The 17,693-nt window shown below is 58.0% G+C and carries 13 protein-coding genes and 2 tRNA genes; 11 read left to right on the top strand and 4 right to left on the bottom strand.

Annotated elements, in window-relative coordinates; all coding sequences use genetic code 11:
* Positions 1 to 7 precede the first annotated feature (7 nt).
* From pilV to H8L67_RS08015, 6 genes are all read left to right on the top strand, one after another.
* Positions 8 to 454: a type IV pilus modification protein PilV gene (pilV, locus tag H8L67_RS08040; RefSeq protein WP_220379321.1), complete on the top strand. Its 447-nt coding sequence runs from the start codon at positions 8 to 10 to the stop codon at positions 452 to 454.
* Positions 451 to 1,464, top strand: a complete 1,014-nt coding sequence (locus tag H8L67_RS08035; RefSeq protein WP_220379320.1) for a prepilin-type N-terminal cleavage/methylation domain-containing protein — start codon at positions 451 to 453, stop codon at positions 1,462 to 1,464. The genes pilV and H8L67_RS08035 overlap by 4 nt, the downstream gene beginning before the upstream one ends.
* Entirely contained in the window at positions 1,461 to 2,030 is a 570-nt protein-coding gene (locus tag H8L67_RS08030; protein ID WP_220379319.1) for a pilus assembly PilX family protein, read from the top strand. The genes H8L67_RS08035 and H8L67_RS08030 overlap by 4 nt, the downstream gene beginning before the upstream one ends.
* 20 nt (positions 2,031 to 2,050) lie before the next feature.
* Positions 2,051 to 5,566 carry a pilus assembly protein gene (locus H8L67_RS08025; protein WP_220379318.1) on the top strand — a complete coding sequence of 1,172 codons (3,516 nt, stop codon included), beginning with the start codon at positions 2,051 to 2,053 and terminating at the stop codon, positions 5,564 to 5,566.
* A gap of 17 nt (positions 5,567 to 5,583) precedes the next feature.
* Complete coding sequence (locus H8L67_RS08020) at positions 5,584 to 6,000, top strand: type IV pilin protein (RefSeq protein WP_220379317.1); 417 nt, start codon at positions 5,584 to 5,586, stop codon at positions 5,998 to 6,000.
* A 271-nt stretch (positions 6,001 to 6,271) separates the two neighbouring features.
* Positions 6,272 to 7,618, top strand: coding sequence for a DEAD/DEAH box helicase (locus H8L67_RS08015; protein ID WP_220379316.1), 1,347 nt, complete (start codon positions 6,272 to 6,274; stop codon positions 7,616 to 7,618).
* A gap of 54 nt (positions 7,619 to 7,672) precedes the next feature.
* Here H8L67_RS08015 and H8L67_RS08010 read toward each other — a convergent pair whose 3' ends face one another.
* The 4 genes from H8L67_RS08010 to H8L67_RS07995 form a co-directional block, all read right to left on the bottom strand.
* The gene (locus H8L67_RS08010; RefSeq protein WP_220379315.1) at positions 7,673 to 8,575 is read right to left on the bottom strand and encodes an alpha/beta hydrolase; all 903 of its coding nucleotides are present in this window, start codon (positions 8,573 to 8,575) and stop codon (positions 7,673 to 7,675) included.
* A gap of 116 nt (positions 8,576 to 8,691) precedes the next feature.
* On the bottom strand, positions 8,692 to 10,884 hold the full coding sequence (locus H8L67_RS08005) for a TonB-dependent receptor family protein (RefSeq protein WP_220379314.1): 2,193 nt from the start codon (positions 10,882 to 10,884) through the stop codon (positions 8,692 to 8,694).
* A 130-nt stretch (positions 10,885 to 11,014) separates the two neighbouring features.
* Positions 11,015 to 11,091: transfer RNA gene (locus H8L67_RS08000), tRNA-Asn, on the bottom strand.
* Positions 11,092 to 11,127: 36 nt separating this feature from the next.
* The gene (locus tag H8L67_RS07995; RefSeq protein WP_220379313.1) at positions 11,128 to 11,655 is read right to left on the bottom strand and encodes a GspH/FimT family pseudopilin; all 528 of its coding nucleotides are present in this window, start codon (positions 11,653 to 11,655) and stop codon (positions 11,128 to 11,130) included.
* 175 nt (positions 11,656 to 11,830) lie between these two features.
* On the opposite strand from H8L67_RS07995, the gene uvrB reads away from it, so the two are divergent.
* From uvrB to ccoN, 5 genes are all read left to right on the top strand, one after another.
* Positions 11,831 to 13,861 carry an excinuclease ABC subunit UvrB gene (uvrB, locus tag H8L67_RS07990; RefSeq protein ID WP_220379312.1) on the top strand — a complete coding sequence of 677 codons (2,031 nt, stop codon included), beginning with the start codon at positions 11,831 to 11,833 and terminating at the stop codon, positions 13,859 to 13,861.
* A gap of 91 nt (positions 13,862 to 13,952) precedes the next feature.
* Positions 13,953 to 14,468, top strand: a complete 516-nt coding sequence (locus H8L67_RS07985) for a LysM and BON domain-containing protein (RefSeq protein ID WP_220379311.1) — start codon at positions 13,953 to 13,955, stop codon at positions 14,466 to 14,468.
* Between the two features lie 98 nt (positions 14,469 to 14,566).
* Positions 14,567 to 14,641 (top strand) — tRNA-Val (locus H8L67_RS07980).
* An 87-nt stretch (positions 14,642 to 14,728) separates the two neighbouring features.
* On the top strand, positions 14,729 to 16,129 hold the full coding sequence (gene hemN / locus H8L67_RS07975; RefSeq protein ID WP_220379310.1) for an oxygen-independent coproporphyrinogen III oxidase: 1,401 nt from the start codon (positions 14,729 to 14,731) through the stop codon (positions 16,127 to 16,129).
* 81 nt (positions 16,130 to 16,210) lie between these two features.
* Entirely contained in the window at positions 16,211 to 17,692 is a 1,482-nt protein-coding gene (gene ccoN / locus H8L67_RS07970; protein WP_220379309.1) for a cytochrome-c oxidase, cbb3-type subunit I, read from the top strand.
* Position 17,693 lies beyond the last annotated feature (1 nt).

The raw sequence follows: 17,693 nt of genomic DNA, 5'->3' as shown, positions 1-17,693 counted from the left end.
GGTCAATATGAAGAAGCGATTAGAAACCAGGAACAGCCGTTGCCGTCAAGCGGGCGTGAGTTTGCTTGAAGTTCTGATTTCCGTATTGGTGCTCGCCATCGGAATCTTGGGTATCGCCGCGCTTCAGGCGATCACGCTCAAGAACGCGGGAAGCGCTGCGTCACGGACACAGGCGTCGATGCAGGTGTATTCCATGTTCGACATTATCCGTGGTAATCGAGGAAATATTGGTGGATTCAATACCAATACCTACACGGCCGGCGGCGGCAGCGGTACCGCGGGCACGATGGAGGGTTGGCTGGACAGTCTGCAGACCACGATTGCACCTGACGCGCGCGGACGAGTCGTCTGTGATGCGGGCACTCAGATTTGCGAAGTGGGCGTTCGTTGGAGTGACGAACGCGCGACCGGCGGAAGCCAGACACAAGAAATTGTTGTTCGGAGCCGCATATGAGTCGTTCGAATTTCCAAACACATGGGCAGGAAGGCTTCACGTTAGTGGAGCTTATGATTTCCTTGGTATTAGGTCTTCTCGTTATCGCGGCTGCCGGCGGCATTTTTCTTTCCAACAAGCGCGTGTACGGTTCGACAGAAGCGATCAATCGAATTCAAGAAAACCAACGCGCCGCATTCGAACTCATGTCTCGCGATTTGAGAGAAGCCGGCGCGAACCCATGCACGCGTTTCAACGCGACGGTGGGCCCGGTGAACTTGTTGGCCGATCGATCCAGCCCGGTTTGGTCGCGATTTCAGATGGGACTCACGGGCACGGAAGGCGGTACAAGTGACAATGTGGTGGTCTACAACGCGGGCGGTCGCTCGCGTGTCACCGCACACGCGACGCCCGGCGCAGATTTGACAGTTAGCGACACGGCCGGTCTGGTAAATGGCCAGACCTTAATGGTGTGCAACGCGGATACGGCAATGATTTTTTCGGCCACGAAGATCACAAGTGGCGGCACAATCGTAGGCCACGACGGTGCCGGTAATTGCGGACGGGGTTTCACGCGTCAACCGGATTATGCCCGTTGCGCCGACGCGGTCGCCAGCAATGTCGGCTATTGTTTCAACAGCATCGACCAAGCGACGTGCGGCGCAAGCGCCGAACGGGGAAGGTCTCCGGCCATGTTGATCGTTCCTGCAGCAATCCAGTGGTCGATTGCCAACAACGGGCGAGGCGGAACCTCATTGTTCCGCACCGTCAATGGAACCGCGAGCGAGATCGCAGAGGGCGTCACCAGTCTGCAACTCAGTTACAAAATCGGTAACTCCACCGCATTTGTCGACGCCAGCGCGGTAGGCGCCGCACAATGGGCAACTGTCACGGCGGTCCGCGTGGGCATGAATTTTGTCGCCGCACAAGGCGCCCAATCCACGACCGATATCCGTGGCACCAATAACGCCGCGCTTACCCGGACAGCAGTGGACGTCATCGCACTTCGAAACCATTTGGATATCCAATGAACATCCACAGTCGCACCGGTACGTCCATCCGTGACACTCAAGAAGGGGCGGCACTCATCGTAGTGCTGATGCTTTTGATTGTAGTGACGCTCCTTGGTTTGGCGTCGATGCGCGGTGCCATCATGCAGGAGCGGATGGCCGCAAATACTCTGGCACGAGCCGCTGCGTTCCAAGCCGCGGAGGCGGGTATGCGGGAGGCGGAGCTTGCCGTTCGCGACGGAACGATTGCGACGGCGCCTGCAAATGGTTGCACGGCCGGGCGATGTGCCAGTCCGCTTGCGTCGGCAACGCCAAATTGGGAATCAACAGCGTTTTGGACCAATACTTCCGCACCAGGGTATGCGCAGGGCACTGCGTTGGGAAGTGGACCCACGGCGATCCGCCCGCGTTTTGTAATCGAGGACTACGGTATGTCAACCGGCGGTGCCGCGGCCGGTGGTCAAGGTGTGGACGGGTCCAAGGAGCCGGTGGAAACACCGCCTGACCAAGCTGTGTTTCGAATCACGTCGTTTGCCAGCACGCCCAACGGTGCGCAGGTCATGTTGCAGTCGTTGTACCGCCGTTGAAAGGCCGTCAGGTGAAGCTCATGAAAAACTCAAATAGCAAAATGTTTCCCAAACAACGGATGCTCACTGCAATCGCCGCACTGGCGTGTACGTTGGCGGGCGTCCAAGTCAATGCGGCTACCTTCCCGAATTCTCCGCTCATCACAGGTGGCGAGGGTATTCCACCGAACATCCTTTTGATCCTGGATGACTCGGGTTCGATGGCATTCACGAAAATGCCTGACGATGCCAATAACCTCGCGGATACGGTAAGCGATCGATCCTACGTAACAAATTCGATTTATTACAATCCGACTAAGACCTATTCGCCGTGGCGCACTTCGAGCACGGTGTTGACAGACCGGCTGGCGCAAGCGGATTTCTGGCAAGTTGCCAGCAGTACCACAAGCCCGACGGCGTCTCGAATCGATCTGCGGGATTCCGCGGAGTCCTACTTTTATGTGCCAAAGATTGCCAATCCGGGCACCGTCGAAGCCAACTACGATAAATATCGGATTTCCACCTCCAGCTCATCGACCAGTTACAGCGGCGGCGTAGTACAAAAGCGAGGGGCGTCGAGTTCGCTTGCGAGCGCAACAATTGCGCGTATCAATTCAAACAGTTCGTCCAGCTGTATTTCCGTTCCCCTTTCCGGCAAGTCGGAAATCACCATCACGGTTACAGGAAGCACTCGAGCCGATATCTACGCGTACCGCTCAAACAACTGTTCGAACAATGGATATGGTTCAAACACTTCCAATAGCAATCCCAAAAGTCTGACGTTCACTGCGGACTCAAGCGCCACGACAATTTACTTTCTGATCTATGCGGACACGAACAACAATATTTCCAACGTGTCTTACAACGTCACCGGAGTCGCTTGGGCAGACATGACTCCCAGCGGCAACACGTCTGCTTTGCAACAGGCCGAGCTCAAAAACTACGCCAACTGGTATCAGTATTTCAGAACAAGATCCAAGACGGCAAAGGCGGGCGCATCGGAAGCATTCGGCCGCTTGGGTTCGAGATATCGAGTCGGTTTCGACACTATCTGGAATCGCGGCGGAAGCACAACTAACACCGCGGGTTCCAGTCCGGCGTTTCCGATCCCCTTTACCGTAGCGGATGGCGCGTTTTCAGGTGCCAATCGCGATACGTTTTATGCGCGACTCCACGGCGCAACGGCCAGCAGCGGTACGCCGTTACAGGGTGCCTTGCAGCGCTCGGCTCGATATTTTTCCACGGACGACCCATGGAAAGACTCTTCTAATCGGATGCTGAGTTGCAGGCAGAACTATTCAATTCTTACAACCGACGGTTTCTGGAACGATCAGTCGGGCTACACGGCCGTGGGCAATGCTGACTCGGGTTCGACTTACTCTGATGCGTACGCCGATACTTTGGCTGACGTCGCGTACAAGTACTGGGCCAACGATCTGAAAACCGGCGCTAGCTGGCCGAACAATGTCCGTCCGTCGACGAGCGATCCGGCCACTTGGCAACATATGGTGACCTTTGGTGTATCGATCGGCCTGCAAGGCCGGCTGAATCCGAACAACCCACCGCCAAGCACCTGGGCCGATCCGACCGATACCGAAGATGAAGACCGGATTGATGATTTGTGGCATGCCAGCTTGAACGGTCACGGCAAGTTCGTGGTCGCGGGTGATGCAGATCAGTTCGCGGATGCACTCAAGGCGGCACTGGATACGATTTCAGAACGCACGGCTTCGGGCTCCAATATCGCTTCGAGCTCGACGAAAACCGATGCCGGCACCCTGACGTTCTCGGCAAAGTTCACGTCGGGCTCCTGGATCGGTGACATGTCGGCGAGTCCCTTCAATGCGGCTTTGACAGGGGTGTCTACCACGCCGCTGTGGACCTTGTCGAACACGTTCGGCACCACCGGCGTCAACGCAAATTTCGCGAATCGATTCGTCTTCACAACTTGGAACGGCTTGCCCGTCCGGTTTGATGCAAGCTACCCCGGCGTTGCCCAGTTCGAACGTACCGGGGGGCTAGACGCGGTTGCGGGGGATGACAACATTCGCTACATCAATGGTGATCAGAGCAAGGAAATCGGCCGCACAAACGGTACCCTCCGTCAACGCGCCTATCCGATCGGCGACATCGTGGATTCCTCGCCGTCCTACAGCGCTGATTCTGGCACAGTCTTCGTGGGTGCCAATGATGGCTTCCTGCATGGCATCAATGCTACTAATGGAAAAGTGCTGTTCTCCTATATTCCCAAAGGCGTATTGATCACCGACCTGAAGACCTTGAGCAGTACCGATTACCAGCATCGGTACTTCATGGATGGTCAGATCGATGTGGTGTCGCGTGCGAATCAGGGCTACGGCAAGAATATTCTGGTGGGCGCGCCCGGGCGCGGCGCCAAAGGTGTATTTGCGCTGGATGTTACCAATCCCGCAACGATGTCAATCGCTAATTTCCTGTGGGACAACACGTACGGCGTAGACAACGACATGGGCTACGTTCTGGGAAATGTTCGTCTACGCAAGAGCAACAAGTTGGACGCGCTCGGGAAGCCAACGGTTTTCGCCTTTGTTCCGAACGGTATTGACAGCACAAGTGGAAAAGCAGTCCTGTTCGTCTACGAGCTGACTAGCACAGGCGCAATTGCAAATACCTACAAGCTCACCACCGACAATGCCACCAACAACGGAATGATGTCCACGGGCCTGGCCGACCTGGATGCAAACGGCACGATGGATACCGTCTATGGCGGCGACCTTCTGGGTCGCGTCTGGAAATGGGATATCTCAGTAATTAACGCGGCACGTCCGCTTCCTGCGGTCTTCGCCGGCACAAAGATCTTTCAGACCACCGACGGAACGAATCCGCAGCCCATCACAGGCGGTATCTCGGTCGCACGCGACACCAACGGTCAGATTTTCGTTGGCTTCGGTACCGGTCGATTGATTTCATTGTCCGATGTGCCGGGTAACGCGGGCTATGTCAGCCAAACCCAAAGCATGTACGGCGTCAAAGACCTCGGCACACTGGTTGCGAAGGTCGATTTGCTGCAAAGGACAATCCCGTTCACAGGAACATTGAACGGCTTGCCGGTGCGAGGATTCGAGTCGTACCAAGACTTGCCTGCAGGGAAGAAGGGTTGGTATATCAATCTGGGTGTTCCCGCCGCAACAGCCGATGGCGAACGCGTGATCACCTCACCCACAATTGTAGGTTCTGCAATGTGGCTCACCTCTGTGATCCCCGCACAAGGCAGTGACTGTTCCGGCGCACTTGGCAGCGGCTACCTCAATGTCGTAAATGTGTTCACGGGAACGAGCCCGCTGCAAAACAGCTACTTCGATACCAACGCCACGATTCCGGGCGCCAACAATACGAACGGTCTGGTGGGTTCGATGGGGATCATCGGCGGTATGCCCACCGAGGTGAACGTCACTTCCCAGCTTGCAACTGTCGGCGACGGCGGTGGCGGTTCACCGGTAAGTTTCAGGCGAACACTTCCGTTGGGCGGAATTCCCCAGCGCATGACTTGGCGCGAGATCGTCGCGCCTGATAACTGATGGAAAGGATAGAAACCATGTTTGCTTCGAAACAGTCACGTATCGCAGGTTTCACCCTCGTAGAGTTGATGATCGTCGTTGCGATCATCGCCATATTGGGTTCCATCGCGTATCCCAGCTATGTTGAACACGTACGCAAGACCCGGCGCGCCGCCGCCGCTGGTTGCATGTTGGAAGCAACGCAATTCATGGAGCGCTATTACACAACGAATATGACGTATGCCGGTGCGGCTTTGCCAAACTTGGGTTGCATGGGCGAGGTTGCACAGTTTTACACTGTGGGCCTTACCGCGGCTGCGACTGCAACGGCCTTTACGATGCGTGCGGTTCCGACCGCAGCGCAGAACGACGCCCGCTGCGGCACGCTAACGATTGACCAAAAAGGCACCAAGACCAAATCGGGTACGGCCGCCAGCGTTGCTGAATGCTTCTGACCTGTACGCACCGCCGGTTCATCATCGGCGGTGCCCCTTTGATTTTTCCTGTACAATTCGCCGGTTCGCGCTCGGCTGGTCCGTTTTCCCAGGCAGCCCGCCGCTTGATGCTTTCGCATCAACCGGCTCTTCTATCGCACGTCTTTCGCAGCACGAACACGGTCTGGACTGATTCAGTACCGTCATTTCCCAGGCTTGCAGCGCGAATGTGGATCGCTCCGAGTCAAACGCAGCCCTGATATCCGGGGTTGCGCACCGCTTTGGAGCCAACATGAATTTTGAATCCCTCGGGCTTTCGCCCGCAATCTTGCGTGCGCTTTCGGAACGCAATTACAACACCGCTACCCCGATTCAAGCGCAAGCGATTCCGCTCGTGCTGTCGGGTCATGACGTCTTGGGTGCGGCCCAGACGGGTACCGGTAAGACGGCCGCATTCGCGCTACCGGTGCTGAACCGCCTCAGCAAAACCACGCCACCGGCCGGCCCGCGCAAGCCGCGCGCACTGATCTTGGTGCCGACGCGTGAGTTGGCGGTGCAGGTGGCCGACAGCTTCAAGAAATACGGCCGCCATTTGCGCCTGAACGTGAATACCTTGTTCGGTGGCGTGGGTATGCAGCCGCAAGTGCAGCAACTGCGTCTGGGTGTGGACGTGCTCGTGGCATGCCCCGGTCGTTTGATCGACCATCTCGATCGCGGCAGCGTCAAGCTCGACGCTATTGAAGTGCTGGTGATGGACGAGGCCGATCGCATGCTCGACATGGGCTTTTTGCCGGCGATCAAGCGCATCATCAACCGCTTGCCAAAAGACCGCCAAACCATGATGTTCTCGGCCACCTTCGAAGCGCGCATCAAGCAACTCGCTTTGGAGTTCATGAACAATCCGAAGCAAGTGCAAGTGGCCACGCAAAACGCCGTGGCGCACACCGTGACGCACCGTGTGCATCCGGTGGATGGCTCGCGCAAAAAAGATTTGTTGGTGCAGATTCTGTCCCAGCGTCACAAGGACCAAGTCATTGTCTTCGGCAAGACCAAGCACGGTTGCAACCGTTTGGCCGAACAGCTTGAAAAGGCGGGCCTCCCGTCAGTGGCCATTCACGGCAACAAGAGCCAAGGTGCGCGTCAAAAAGCATTGACCGATTTCAAGTCGGGCAAGGCGCGCATTCTGGTGGCCACCGATGTGGCTGCACGCGGCTTGGACATTCCGGATCTGCCCTTGGTGATCAATCATGACCTTCCGATGGTCGCCGAGGATTACGTGCACCGCATCGGCCGTACCGGTCGTAACGGCGCGACCGGTGAAGCGCTGTCACTGGTCTGTGCGGAAGAAGGCCATTTGTTGAAGCAAATCCAGCGTGTGCTGAGCGCAGACATCGTGATGGAACACGTCAACGGTTTTACGCCGACGCGTGCCATCAACCTCAACGCCAAGGCGCCGAAGCAAGCGCCGCGCGGTCCGCGTCCGCCGCGCGCCGCCGGTGCGACACGCTCGCACTCGAACAACAATGCACCGGGTGGTTTCGGCAAGCCGAAGGCACAAGCCCATGCGGGCAAGCCTGCAGGTCGTCCGGCAGGCAATCGTCCGCCGGTGCGTACCAACCGGAATGCGCCGCGCGGTTGATCCTCGCAGCGTTGTTTGGAAAGAAAACGGGTGCTTAGGCACCCGTTTTTATTTTCACTTAACCCAGCGATCGATGACCTGCGACACGACATTCGTGTAGGCAGAGGGTTCTCCCAGATCGTGGTTGATTTCGCCGTGACTCTTGGCTTGGGGAAGCATGCGCATAGGAACGCCCAAACGCGCCGCCTTGCCGGCAAACTCACGCCCTTCGACGCAAGGCGCCGTCGGAAAATGGCGCGTACTTGAACAGACGATCAGCATCGGTACGGCGTCTCTTCCCAGTTGATCAAGTGGCGAGCTCCGCGCCCAAAATCGCGGGTCGGAGCCAAAGGCGTTTGTGTACAGCGGCGGCACCCTTCGCTGCGACATCAACTTCGGGACATTCAATGCGCCGGCGTCCAATGAAACGATGCCGACCGGCCTGCGCGCACCGGCGTCCGTCAACATGCGTGGATTGGCGCCGAGCAAAGCCACCAAATGCGCGCCGGCCGAATGCCCCATCAAAACGACGCGCGATGGGTCGACGTGCCACTTCCTCGCATTGCGTTGAACCTTGGCCAATGCACGAGCCACGTCTTCGGCCTGCATGATCGGATTCACTGAAGGGACCCATCGATAATTGGTGGAGACAACCGCGTAGCCGCGCGGAATCCAATAGGCGAGCTTGGTTTCAATGCCGGGATTGTCTTTGCCGCCGTTGGCCCAGCCACCGCCATGAACATAAAACACGACCGGCGCATTGCGCGCACGTTCGGGGATCCAAAGGTCGAATCTTTGTGCAGGGTCGGGCCCGTAGGCAAGGTTTAAAAAGCTTTGTGTGCCCGCCGGTACACGGACGGGCCGATCTTGCCGGCTGGCACCACGCATTCGCGCGATGCGATCGCCCGCGGGTTGTGCATCGGCCAGAGAGGGGAAACAGAACGCGGTGATCAGAAGGAGGCGCAGCAGCGTTTTCATGGACAGGTCCTGGAAGTCGGAGAGAGCGCATGCGTAAAATCGCTGCGCACATCGTCAACGCCGCTGACGGCCGGTGGGATGACCTGACGGTGTCCAAAGATTCAGATTCGATCGATTCAATCCAGCTCGAACGTCAGCATCCATGTGCGTCCGGGACCGGGCTCGTAGTAGCGGCCATTCGCATCATTGATGATGGCCGAGCCGATATGAAATCGATCGGCCAGATTGTCCACGCCGAGGGAGACGCGGGCCATTCGACCACCCGCTTCAAAACCATAGGCCATTCGCGCATCAACAAGGGCATACGGCGGTGCGGTCGCATCACCCGCGGTGTTGACGCTGACTCGGCTGACGTAGTGGGATTCCACACGCGCCTGCCAACCCGTGCGTCTGCCGAATTGCAGGGCAAGGTGTGCCTGCAATTCGGGTGCGCCGGGAATGGCCGAGCCCGGCACGACACGCGGCGTGGCGCTGCACACAGTGATCGAGCAGCCGGTAAAAGCATCTCGGAATCTCGCGCGCATCCACGTGGCGCTGCCTTCCACCCGCCATGCCTCCGTCGCCTGCCATTGAATGCCGGCTTCCGCACCGGCGCGGCGCGCGCGTCCCGCGTTTTGGAAATAGGTGCGTCCGCCCACACTCGCGCCGACGATAAGTTCATCCCGGGTATCGGTTTGAAAAAGCGACAATTCAGCCGTCAAGCGACGCCCGCTGCCGACGTGCAAGCCGGCCTCGACACTGCGCGTGCGCATCGGCAGGAGTGAATAGTTAGGACCGGTACCGCCATCGCTTCGGTAGGCGAGTTCATTGAAGGTCGGCGTTTCAAACCCGCGACCGGCAGAGACGAAGAAGGACAGGTCAGCGCGTGGTTGCCAATTCAATCCCAGCACGGGCAACCAAGCCTTGAACTGCAGTCGGCCGCTATCGTCGGGATTGTCAGCGGTGATGAAGTTGTCGCGCGAACTGAAGTCGACTTGCGTGTGACGCACCCCTGCGCTCAGGCGCCAGGTCGGGCTGAGGTGCAGCGTGGCCTGAACATACGGGTCGAGGCTGCGAACACGGTCGGTTTGTTGCAAACGCAGGGCGCCGCGTAAACCCGCAATGGCACCAACAAAATTTTCATACCCGCGTCGGTATTGCGTTTGCGACTCCGCCGAGATGCCCGCCACCCATTCAATCGGCCCATGCACCGCCATCCATCGCGCGTCGATGCCGGCGAAGGGCGCGTCGAGATCGATCCAGCCGCCCGCGCTCAAGGCACTGCGCTGCGCGCTCTCCGGCGTCGAAAGCACTTGCTCGATCGCGCGTTGCCCGCGATAGGCCATGACACGAACGGTTTGGTCGCCGCGCGTCCAGCTGTATACGGCACCCAGTTGGTCTTGGGACACGGATTTGCGCGTGTTGAAGCGCAACGCTCCGGCACTCGCCCCTCTAGGTTCATCCACCGCTTCCTGCCATGTGCGTCCTTGCGGGTCTTCGGCGCGTGGCATGCGGAACGCATTGGCGATCAAGGTCAATTCACCGGCGCCCAAGCGTGTATGCCATTTTGCGTACAGACCATTGCGTTGCGCGGAGGCATGTCGGCGCCAGCCGTCGGTATCCAAGGTCTCGACGGAAACCCGCAACGCACTGTTCTCGCCCACGCCTCCTGCAATTGACGCATTGGTACGACGCAGTCCGTAGCTGCCGACCGTCAATCCGCCACTCATGTGCAGTGGACCTTCATCATCTGGCGTAAACAGTTGAATGACACCGCCGGAAGCGTTGCCATACAGTGCAGTGAAAGGGCCGCGCAGTACTTCGACACGATCGATCGCGCTCAGCGGAAAATGGGCGGTTTGTCCTTGACCATCGGGCATCGTGGCAGGCAGGCCGTCGACGAACAAGCGCACGCCTCGTAGTCCGAAACTCGCACGCGTGCCGAAGCCGCGAATGGAGATTTGCTCATCCTGAGCGAAATTTTGACGTGACCGTGCGAGCACGCCCGGGGTGGTCGAAACGATGTCCGACAAGCCCGTTTTGGCGCCTTCCGGCACGTCTTCAGCACGGATGACAGACACCGAGGCCGCGGTCGAATGGCGATCGCGCTGCGTGCGTGTGGCGGTGACTTGGATGGTTTTGAAGGTGGCAGGGTCGGCTGATGTTGCGATCTGAGACGTTTTAGTCGTGGCCGGCAGATCGGGCTTGGATTGCGCCGATCCGGTGACATACGGAAATAGCCACAAACTCACATACATCGCTGTTTTTTTCAGCCATCCCGATGATCCCTGCGCGAAGCCGCCCGTAGCAGGCACCTCACCCCGCTTCATGCGCGTGAACTCTGTTCTGACGGGTGAACGGCGGCGGTGATCATGGGTTTCTCCTTGAATCGAAACATACCGCACACCGCGAAATAAAACGAAAAAGGCCTGCGATTGCTCGCAGGCCTTTTTCAAATTCTGGCGCCCGAAGTTGGACTCGAACCAACGACCCCCTGATTAACAGTCAAGTGCTCTAACCGGCTGAGCTATTCGGGCGGGGAACGGGGATTTTAAAGAGTCCGGAGCGGGGGGTCAAGCGGTGCAGACCGTTTCTTTGGCGGGGCGCTCAACCCGTGTGCGCCCGCCATTGTTAACGACCAGCTTGGCGTGCAGCTTGGTTTTCACACAATAGCTGACCGTCAGGTTGGCACCCATGCTGAATCCATCCGGGCGATAGACGATGGATTTGCGTCCGGCCGTGGACGTCACCACCAAGCCGCCGGTGTGGCCTTTTTGCCGGACATAGACGATTTCCTCGCCATCGTCTCGCCGCCGATTGCGATTCCGGTCTTCAAATGACATCCATCCCTGCAACCAATCGGTGCTGACATCGCATTGCGTCCCGCCGGCGCTGGGGCAGACCACGACGTCGGTTCCCCTGGAGATTGCCCGAACGCGTGCCGATGCGAAATCAACCGTCATGCTGGAAACGAGCGTGTCTGCGCGAAGACGCAGGATCAATCCGGTAAATGCGGGGGCGGCGATGCCCGACAGCAATGCCGCAACCACCACAGTGATGCACAGTTCGATCAGCGTGAAACCCGTCTGCTTGCCGTCCATGGCGTACTCCCGTCTTCCGTGTGTTCATGTTGGTCTCAGCCGTTGCGACGGACTAGCGGCACAATCTGCCGGCAGTGTCGGGTTTTCCTGTTTCGCGCCGTCTTGGTGCCCGAGTCCATACACTGATGCATTCGCAACGCACCCGAGCGCTGCGGTCACCGGACAGAATTGCCCCATGTCAGAAGATGTCGGTTTCAAGCTTTACTCGCCATACCAACCCGCCGGCGAGCAGCCGCAGGCCATCGCCAAACTCATAGAAGGTTTCGAGTCCGGCTTGGCCCACCAAACCTTGTTGGGAGTGACCGGCTCCGGCAAGACCTTCACCATTGCCAACGTGGTGCAAGCGATTCAGCGGCCGACCTTGGTAATGGCGCACAACAAGACCCTGGCCGCGCAGCTGTACGGGGAATTCAAGTCGTTCTTTCCGAACAACGCCGTCGAGTACTTCGTCAGTTACTACGATTACTACCAGCCTGAAGCCTACGTGCCGTCGTCCGACACCTTTATCGAGAAAGACAGTTCGACCAACGAACACATCGAACAAATGCGGCTGTCGGCGACCAAATCCTTGTTGTCGCGACCGGATGCACTGATTGTGGCGACGGTCTCGGCCATTTACGGTTTGGGTGACCCGGAAGACTATTTGAAATTGCGCTTGATCCTGGCCGTCGGTGAGCGGATCCAACAACGTGCGCTCATCCAACATCTGACTGAATTGCAATACGTGCGTAACGACGTCGAATTGCGACGCGGCACCTTTCGCGTGCGGGGTGAGGTCATCGACGTGCATCCGGCGGAAAGCGAAGAAGAGGCGTTGCGGATCGAGCTCTTTGACGGCGAGGTGGAAAGCCTGGCCTTGTTCGATCCGTTGACCGGCGCGATCAAGCGAAAAGTGCGCGGCTACACCGTTTACCCCAAAACGCACTACGCCAGTACGCGCGAGAGCGTGTTGAATGCCATTGAAACCATCAAGGCTGAACTGGTCGATCGATTGGCGGAACTCACCGCTCAAAACAAATTGTTGGAAGCGCAGCGCTTGGCACAGCGCACACGTTTCGATTTGGAAATGATGGCGGAAGTCGGCTTCTGCAACGGCATCGAAAACTATTCACGGCATCTGACCCGCCGATTGCCGGGAGAGCCGCCGCCGACATTGTTCGATTATTTGCCGCCGGACGCGCTGTTGGTGGTGGACGAATCGCACGTCACGGTGCCGCAAATCGGCGCGATGTACAAAGGCGATCGTTCACGCAAAGAGACCTTGGTCGATTTCGGCTTCCGTCTACCCTCGGCTTTGGACAATCGCCCCTTGCGCTTCGAGGAATGGGAAGCGCGTGCGCCGAGAACCATTTTTGTTTCGGCAACACCTGGGAAATACGAGATCGAAAAGAGCGGCGATGAAGTCGTGGAGTTGGTGGTGCGTCCAACCGGCCTGATCGATCCCAAGGTGGAGATTCGACCCGTCGGCACGCAGGTGGATGATCTGCTGGGTGAAATTCATCAGCGCGTAGCCATGGGCGATCGCGTGTTGGTGACCACTTTGACCAAACGCATGTCTGAGAACCTCACCGAGTATCTCGATGAACACGGTGTGCGCGTGCGCTATTTGCACTCCGATATCGATACCGTTGAGCGCGTGGAAATCATCCGTGATTTGCGCCTTGGCAAGTTCGATGTGCTGGTCGGCATCAATCTGTTGCGCGAAGGTTTGGACATGCCGGAAGTGTCTTTGGTAGCAGTCCTCGACGCTGACAAGGAAGGTTTCCTGCGCTCGAGCAGTTCCTTGATCCAAACCATCGGTCGCGCCGCCCGCAATGTGCGTGGTAAGGCCATCTTGTACGCCGATCGCATCACCAAATCGATGCAATTGGCCCTGGACGAAACGCAACGCCGGCGCGAAAAGCAGGAGGCCTTCAACTTGGAACACGGGATCGTGCCGACATCGGTCAGCAAGCCGATCATGGACATCATGGAAGGTGCGCGCGAAGACGCCGCCGCCGCGCGTGATGCAAAAGGCAAAGGCAAGGGCACGCGCCGCGTGGCGGAACCGGAAGTCGATCCGCGCAGCTTGTCGCCCGAGGTGCTGGCGAAACGGATCAAGGCACTCGAGCAAAAGATGTATCAACATGCCCGTGACCTCGAGTTTGAAGAGGCCGCCAGCACGCGGGATCAGTTGCGAATATTGCGGGAAGCTGAATTGGGTTGAGCGCTGCGGTCGATCTTGATGCGCCCCTAACATCGACCGTGCGAGGCTGGTATTTCTCTTCCCCCAACTCACATGGATACGAGGACAACACATGGGCTTTTTTGATTTCGTAAAGGACGCAGGCGAAAAAATCTTCAAGCCGGGTGAAGCCAAAGCCGAAGGCGCCATTCAAGCGGCCATGGCTGACAACGGCATCGACCATTCGGGCATGACCATCGAAGTCGACGGTTCGACGGTCAAGCTGAGCGGCCAAGCGACCGACATCATGAGCAAAGAAAAGGCTGTGTTGATCGCCGGCAACATCGAAGGCATCGACAAAGTCGACGACCAATTGACCGTGCCGGCCACCAACGCCGACTTCAGCGACGTTCAAGGTTCGGTCGAAACGGTGCAAAACATCGGTTCGGGTGGCGGCGGTGGCGAGGGCTGGAGCTCGCGTACCTATACCGTCGTGAAGGGCGACACGCTGTCGAAGATTTCCAAAGAAATGTACGGCGACGCCAACAGGTACAACCAGATCTTCGAAGCCAACAAGCCGATGTTGAAGCATCCGGACAAGATCTATCCGGGTCAGGTGCTGCGCATTCCGGCCGACGGGCAGGCCTGAGCCCCGCCTCGAGTTGATCGCCGGGAAAGCCGCCCGAACGGGCGGCTTTCTTTTCGCTTGAGCAAAGCGTAAAGCTTCGTTATACTTGCCGGCTTCACGGGCGGTTAGCTCAGCGGTAGAGCACTACCTTGACATGGTAGGGGTCACAGGTTCGAACCCTGTACCGCCCACCACTTCTTTAGGAAGTGGTCCTGCAAGAAATTCACCTGATTTGACTCAGGTCAACGCAAATATCTTCGGGTACGCCTAAATTCATTGGCATGACTCCCGTCGGCATCTCCCTCGAACCGGAATTGCTTCGTCGTTACGATACGGCAGGGCCGCGCTATACCTCCTATCCCACTGCTCCCCAATTTTCTGATCGATTCGGACCGCCGGATCTGGCGGCCGCGATCGCCCGCTCCAATGATGAGCCGATTCCGAGAAGGCTCTCGCTGTACGTACATGTGCCCTTCTGCGAGTCTCCGTGCTTCTACTGCGGGTGCAACCGGATCATCACGCGCGACAAGGCCAAGGCGGAGACGTACTTATTGCGCCTCTACCGCGAAATCGACTTGGCTGCCAAGCAGTTCGATCGCGATCGTGAAGTGGTGCAACTGCATTTCGGCGGCGGCACGCCCAACTTCCTGTCGCCGGCGCAATTGGGCGAGGTGGTCGAGGTTTTGCGCGGGCAGTTCAATTTTTCCCGTGCCCGCGATCGGGACATTTCGATCGAACTTGATCCGCGCTTCGTGTCACCGCCGGATATCGCGAAACTCGCCGACTACGGGTTCAATAGAGCCAGTCTGGGCGTCCAGGATTTCAATCCGGAAGTGCAGGCCGCGGTGAATCGCGTGCAATCGATCGAAGAGACGCGTGCCATCGTTGATGCCTGCAAGACCCATGGCTTCGAATCGGTGAACATCGATTTGATCTACGGCTTGCCGAATCAAACGGTCGATCGCTTCAAGAAGACCTTGGATGAAGTGTTGGACATCGGTCCGGACCGGCTGGCTGTTTACGGCTATGCGCATTTGCCGCACCTGTTCAAGCCGCAAAAACAGCTGGATGCGAGCCTGTTGCCGACGGCGCAAACACGTCTCCGCTTACTGCAAACCGCGATTGAAACCCTCACGGCGGCCGGTTATGTCTATATCGGCATGGACCATTTCGCGCTGCCGGGCGATAGTTTGGCGCGCGCGCAGGCGGCCGGTTCATTGCACCGCAATTTCATGGGCTATACCACCCACGCCGAGACCGACTTGTTGGGGCTGGGAGTCAGTGCCATCAGCAAAATCGGCGATACCTTCAGTCAAAACCCCCGCGATTTGCCCGGCTGGGAGACGGCGCTGGACGACGGGCGCTTGCCGGTGTTTCGCGGGATGACTTTGGATGAAGACGACATCTTGCGCGCGGATCTGATCCAAGGCCTGATGTGTCAGGGAAAAGTCCCCCTGACCGAGCTGTCAAACCGATACCAGATCGATGCGGCGTCTTATTTTCAATCCGAACTCGCGGCGACCGCCGGCTTTGAGCAGGACGGCCTGTTGCAGCGCGATGAAGACGGCCTCCAAGTCACCACCAAGGGGCGGCTGTTTCTGCGCAATATCGCCATGTGCTTCGACAAATATCTGGCAAGCCGCGCCGCCTCGACCAGTCCGACTTATTCACGTTCGCTGTGAGCATTTGATCTGGATCAAGGTGACTTTTTCTTGAATGCGGCACTATGATTTGATGGATACTGTGCCGGATCGAGAAACGCAATGAGTAATGCATCCGTTCAAGCAACGGTGGCCGCGACCAATCAGGCCGCACCGCTGGGTTATTACAACGACAAAGTCGTCAAGCAGTTCGCCATCGCCACTGTGATTTGGGGCGTTGTGGGCATGACCGTCGGATTGTTCATTGCGGCGCAGTTGTACTGGCCGACATTGGGCGAGGGGATTCCTTGGCTGTCGTACGGCCGTCTGCGTCCCTTGCACACCAACGCCGTGATTTTCGCCTTCGGCGGCTGTGCATTGTTTGCCACCAGCCTCGATGTGGTTCAACGGACCTGCCATACGCGGGTGATTTCGGACAAATTGGCCGCTTTCGTTTTCTGGGGTTGGCAAGCCATCATCGTGGCCGCCGCCATTTCGCTGCCGCTTGGCTACACCCAAGGCAAGGAATACGCCGAACTGGAATGGCCGATTGACATCGCCATCGCAGTCGTCTGGGTCGCCTATGCCGTGTTGTTCTTCGGCACCATTGCCAAGCGCCGCGTCAATCACATCTACGTCGCGAACTGGTTTTACGGCGGTTACATTCTGGCAATCGCCTTGCTGCACATCGTCAACAACATCTCAATGCCGGCGGGTGCAATGAAGTCGTATTCGGCCTACGCCGGTGCGGTGGATGCCATGGCGCAGTGGTGGTATGGCCACAACGCCGTCGGTTTCCTGCTCACCGCAGGCTTCCTCGGCATGATGTATTACTACGTGCCGAAACAAGCGGGCCGCCCGATTTACTCCTATCGGCTGTCCATCGTTCACTTCTGGGCGTTGATTGCGGTCTACATGTGGGCCGGTCCGCACCATTTGCACTACACCGCGTTGCCTGATTGGGCGCAGTCGGTGGGCATGGTGTTCTCGTTGATCTTGCTTGCACCGAGCTGGGGCGGTGCCATGAACGGCATCCTGACCCTGTCGGGCGTTTGGCACAAATTGCGCACCGACCCGATCTTGAAGTTCCTGATCGTGGCGATCAGCTTCTACATGATTGCAACGTTTGAAGGTCCCATGATGTCGATCAAGACCGTGAATTCACTGTCGCACTACACCGACTGGACCGTCGGTCACGTCCACGCCGGTGCATTGGGCTGGGTCGCGATGATCTCCATCGGCTCGATCTACGCCTTGGTGCCGAAGTTGGTGGGCGCCAAACAAATGCATTCGGTGAAATGGATCGATACCCATTTCTGGATCCACACCATCGGCGTTTTGTTGTACATCGCATCGATGTGGATTGCCGGCGTGATGCAAGGCTTCATGTGGCGTCAAACCAAGTCCGATGGCACGTTGACCTACAGCTTCGTCGAAGCTCTGCAGGCCACGTATCCGTACTACTTTGTGCGCGCCGCCGGCGGCTTGTTGGTTGTCGCAGGGATGTTGTTGATGGCTTACAACATGTGGAAGACCTTTGCCGCTGCAAAACCCGTACAAAATCCGGTGCTGCAACCGCACCCGTCTGACGCGCGCGTGGCCTGAG

The organism is Lysobacter soyae (genome assembly GCF_019551435.1).
Classification (GTDB): Bacteria; Pseudomonadota; Gammaproteobacteria; order Xanthomonadales; family Xanthomonadaceae; genus Solilutibacter; species Solilutibacter soyae.
Note: the sequence above shows the minus strand (reverse complement) of the source record. Positions and strands in the feature narration are given on the sequence as shown.